We start from the raw sequence: 4,161 nt of genomic DNA, 5'->3' as shown, positions 1-4,161 counted from the left end.
TCATAATGGGCTCTTCTCGACTTTGTGTGATAATTTTTGCTTATGGAATCGTGAAATGCTTATCGGGTAACACTTTTAGGACTATTTTGTCGAAGAAACTATCAGTATAGACCTCGTTTCCACACAGAAACCAGAAGAGCCCATAATGGAAAACCCAAACGTCAAGGTAAAGAATGTGGTCACTGAGCCTGTCGAAGTGTGGTCAACCGTTTGTGATCAATCCCACTAATAAAACCGTCTCTGACGAAACCAAACAATTAATTGATCAACTCTTGCTCGAACGAATTTCCTGACGAGGAATTGCTAGAGTAACAGGGGTAAGTTGGTCATGGTTACAAAACTATGTCAACGTCTCGACTTCGCTCGACGTTGACCCTGAGCGAAGCCGAAGGGTCAACAATAAACTGGCGGCTGTCCCCCGTCAAATAAAGGTTTCGGACAAACCAAAAGGTAAATTGGTTATAGAATGTGATGAGATGTGGTCTTTTGTTTTTTCTAAGACGATAAAGGTCTATATTTGGCTTGCAATTGATAGAAATACAAGGGAAATTATTGGTTGCTATTTAGGGCTTGCTGAATAATGGTAAAACCCTTTTAAAATAAGGCTTTTGACCTGTTAAAGTCCGATGTTAGTGCAAGAAAATAGGATTGGGACTTTCAAAAACCTTGCATTATCCTTCTTATAGTACATGAACTGGTACAAAAAAACAAGGGCAACAAAGCCCGAAACTCCTGACTCCTGACTCCTGACTCCTGACTCCTACCCCCAGGAAAAACTTTTTCAGCAGACCCTATTTAGGAGATAGGAGTCGTCAATCAGCCAAAAAACTTTGGGGCAAGTTTACCAGGTGTTTACCGACAATCTGATCGCGACCGAACCACAATCGCCTACGGGTTGACCAGTGTGCCGACCATCGCCACTATCCTAACCAGTCAGGGAAGCACCTTCTTTCCCTGTGTGCTGATCGGTTTAGGGATTTTTATCGTCAAAGAAAGTATTCCCCTCGCGTTTTTGGCCTCAGCAATTAGCTATCTCTGGGCGATCATCGGTCGCAGTCAGGGACTGGCAAGAAAATAAAGTACCATTTATTTACTAGGCAGAATTATCACATTAAATCTGGTTATTAAAAACTGATTATTTATTTCTCCTTTTGCCTTTTGCCTGTCCTTATAAGTAGCCTATACTCAACGGATGTAGTATCCCATCCCAAGGGGTGATTCTGACTGGGGGTGTAGGGTTAGGAGATTTTGACTCAGCGAGAACAACGATTTGATGCGTTGCATTCCAGACGCTTTTGACGCTCTGCTAAGATTGTTTTTAAATTCGGTCTTCCGGTTAAGGTTAATCGCCAAGAAGCCCAAATTTCATAGATAATATCCACTAGAAACCCGATAACCGGCCATTTGGTAGCGGCATAAATCCAACCGATGCCTAAAATGTCATAGACTTGGCGAAACACTTCCACATTTTGGAGAATAGTACCATCGGCTAGTACAGCGTGGATTCGTCCCATGGCCGCCGCGAAGGAAATACCGCCATTTTCCTCCGGATTATAGTTTTCGGCGGCAATATCGACAAAAGCAACTAATCCTCTCCCAGCATCCCGTTTTTGCAGAAAATTGACCTCGCGCAAGCAGAGGGGACATTCTCCATCGTAGAGAAGTTTAATTTTCCAAGAGGGCGATCGAGTAGAATTTTCTAAGGTATCAGCAGATGGAGTCGGTAAAGATGACATGATCTTCTAGGGATTCTCTTTTCAGTGAACAGTGAACAGTAAACAGTAATCAGTGAACTGAAAACTCAAATCCGATCACTGATTACTGACTCCTGATGATTATTTTATGGCAATTCATCAGATTGGATGGCATCACTCTCTATTGGTTCTCGATCGTTGCGTTTTGAGAAACCCCAAGCAAAGAGGACAGCAATTAAACTAATCATAATCCATTCCGGCGGCACAAAATCGGGACTAATCACCCGCAACAGCAATCTTAAACCCACCAAACCGACGGTGACAAAACCAGCATCTTCTAGGTGGGTGTATTCCTCTAACCAGCGAATAAATAAACCCGCCATAAAGCGCAGGGTAACTACTCCGATCGTACCACCAAGCAGGATCAACCAAGTATCATCGGCCACGGCGATGGAGGTGGTAACACTATCGAGGGAAAAAGCTAAATCAGTAACGGCAATTAGGGGGATAGCTTGCCAGAGAGATTGAAACTTGAGACTATGATGGGTGTGATCCTTGTCTTCAGGGGAGGCAAAGTAATTAAAGACTAACCAGAGCAAATATACTGCTCCCAAAAGTTCAAACTGCCAGTATTTAACCACCCAGGTGGCAGTAAGAATCAAGACCATCCTGAGAATATAGGCGAAAACTAAGCCAATATTCAAGGCCTGACGTTGACGCTGATGATCTCCTAATCCCTGTGCTATGGAAGCGAGAGCAATGGCGTTATCTGCTGATAATACCGCTTCTAGGGCAATGAGAACCAACAGAATTAACGGGGTTTTTAGACTAAGGGTTAGAGATGAATCAAGGAGCGAGTCTAACATTGAGGCCGCAGGTAAAAATAAATGTAATCATGGCAATATCTCAGCTTAACGCTTTTACAACTTTCTTTTCTAGGGGAGATAACCGTCATCGGGGTGGGGAGATATGAAGTCTTGTAACGAAATGATGCAGAGAACCCCGATGATGTCGGAAAGTATTGGATGAATATCTTTATGAGGAGATAATCAGCAATGCTTTCTGATACTCAAGTTCTAGTCGCTCTGGTAATTGCTTTAATCCCCGGGATTTTGGCTTTTCGTCTAGCGACGGAACTTTATAAGTAAAGTCGCTTTCAATAAACCCCAATCCCGTCTAACCTAGTTATAGGATAGACCGATTGGGGTTTTTTCGGTTATCGGTTATCAGTGATTGGGTGTAAATTGAAAGTAATTAGTCACCTTTCTCACCGATTTTACTTGTACTCATAAATCTATGACCGCACGAACACGAAACCAAACCGACAAAAAACCGCAAAAAAAGCCAAAAAGCGGCAATAAATCCCAAAAATGGCAAATTATCGAGATTTGGCTGCGAATTATTGCCTATAGCGCCATTTCCATCACGGCGGTTTTTGCGATCGCTCGTTTGTTACCCTACCAACAAATGCAACAGGCAAAACTGGAGGAAGTGCGTTTGGCAGCCCAAGAAAAGGAGGAACGCGTCAATCAATTGCGCGGTCAATTTACTCGCAGCTTTGATCCTAGTCAAGCGCGGCAAGTGATGGGGGAACAAAGTCCCCGACGGGATCCTAATCAAAGACGCATTTTTTGGGTTTCTCAGTAGAATTGAGCGAGATAAATGCGTTTTTGAGCAGATTATTGGGGTATTTTGCCGATGCTGGTTGTTCACAACGAAAAAATTCTCGATTTCATTAAATACCGCTACTCTCTGGGGGAGCTTCAGAGATTATCCGCGTTTTTGTCGGAAAATGATGTCTTGAGATTTTCCCATCTGGAAAATGGCTTATTTCCAGCAGCATTAGTCAGTAATGAGACAGAATACACTGGATATGCCAATGTTTGGCTGAGGGATAACGTTTATCTGGCTTATTCTCACTATGTTATCGGACAGACAGCGATCGCTGTCAAGAATATTCAGACTTTGATGAACTATTTTCAAAAGTTCCAAAGGCGTTTTATTAATATTATCCAAGGTCGGGTTAATCCTGAAAAGATCAGGGAACGTCCTCATATTCGTTTTGAGGGACGTACACTAACGGAAATTGACCAAGTTTGGCAACACGCACAAAATGATACTCTTGGCTATTTTCTCTGGTTTTATTGTCGTTTAGCACGGGAAAAATATATTCAGCTTTCCCCCGATTGTCTAGAAACAATTGCCCTATTCCCCTTATATTTTCAAGCGATTAGTTATTGGCAGGATGAGGATAGCGGTCACTTAAATCAGGTTTTTATGTCAAGCTATTTTGAAAGCCTTGCTAGAAACCAGTTTTAGGGATAAGTATAATTAGGGTTTGCTGAATAATGGTAAAAACCTTACAGGAAAGGGCTTTTAGCTTGATTGAGAGCTTCCCAAATGCACTTAAATCTGCTAGAATCTCTTAAAACCCTTGCATCACCCTTGCATCACCCTTGCATCTTCT

Annotated in this window: 5 protein-coding genes and 2 pseudogenes; 5 read left to right on the top strand and 2 right to left on the bottom strand. The window is 42.5% G+C overall.

All coding sequences use genetic code 11. The features are described 5' to 3' along the window. Positions 1 to 194 precede the first annotated feature (194 nt). Both O9323_RS01685 and O9323_RS01680 read left to right on the top strand, forming a co-directional pair. Positions 195 to 569 (top strand): annotated as a pseudogene (locus O9323_RS01685) (hypothetical protein); the annotation flags it as partial. A gap of 317 nt (positions 570 to 886) precedes the next feature. Beyond that, positions 887 to 1,078, top strand: a pseudogene (locus O9323_RS01680) (cadmium resistance transporter); the annotation flags it as partial. Positions 1,079 to 1,253: 175 nt separating this feature from the next. Here the strand turns inward: O9323_RS01680 and O9323_RS01675 are convergent. Beyond that, positions 1,254 to 1,736 (bottom strand): thiol-disulfide oxidoreductase DCC family protein, encoded by a 483-nt coding sequence (locus O9323_RS01675; protein WP_149106692.1) that lies wholly within the window; start codon positions 1,734 to 1,736, stop codon positions 1,254 to 1,256. A 104-nt stretch (positions 1,737 to 1,840) separates the two neighbouring features. Beyond that, a complete protein-coding gene (locus O9323_RS01670; protein WP_002753157.1) occupies positions 1,841 to 2,560 on the bottom strand; it encodes a TerC family protein in 720 nt (239 codons plus the stop codon). 189 nt (positions 2,561 to 2,749) lie between these two features. Between O9323_RS01670 and psaM the strand changes: the two genes are divergently transcribed. The 3 genes from psaM (at position 2,750) to O9323_RS01655 (ending at position 4,013) form a co-directional block, all read left to right on the top strand. Further along, positions 2,750 to 2,842 (top strand): photosystem I reaction center subunit XII, encoded by a 93-nt coding sequence (gene psaM / locus O9323_RS01665; RefSeq protein ID WP_012264462.1) that lies wholly within the window; start codon positions 2,750 to 2,752, stop codon positions 2,840 to 2,842. 148 nt (positions 2,843 to 2,990) lie between these two features. Continuing rightward, positions 2,991 to 3,341: a slr1601 family putative cell division protein gene (locus O9323_RS01660; protein WP_002737732.1), complete on the top strand. Its 351-nt coding sequence runs from the start codon at positions 2,991 to 2,993 to the stop codon at positions 3,339 to 3,341. A 51-nt stretch (positions 3,342 to 3,392) separates the two neighbouring features. Further along, positions 3,393 to 4,013, top strand: coding sequence for a glycoside hydrolase family 15 protein (locus tag O9323_RS01655; protein ID WP_288124601.1), 621 nt, complete (start codon positions 3,393 to 3,395; stop codon positions 4,011 to 4,013). Positions 4,014 to 4,161: the final 148 nt, after the last annotated feature.

This window comes from Microcystis sp. LE19-131.1A (genome assembly GCF_027532015.1).
In the GTDB taxonomy this organism is placed as follows: domain Bacteria; phylum Cyanobacteriota; class Cyanobacteriia; order Cyanobacteriales; family Microcystaceae; genus Microcystis; species Microcystis ichthyoblabe_A.
The sequence above is the reverse complement of the archived record's forward strand: the minus strand, read 5'-3'. Positions and strand labels throughout refer to the sequence as shown.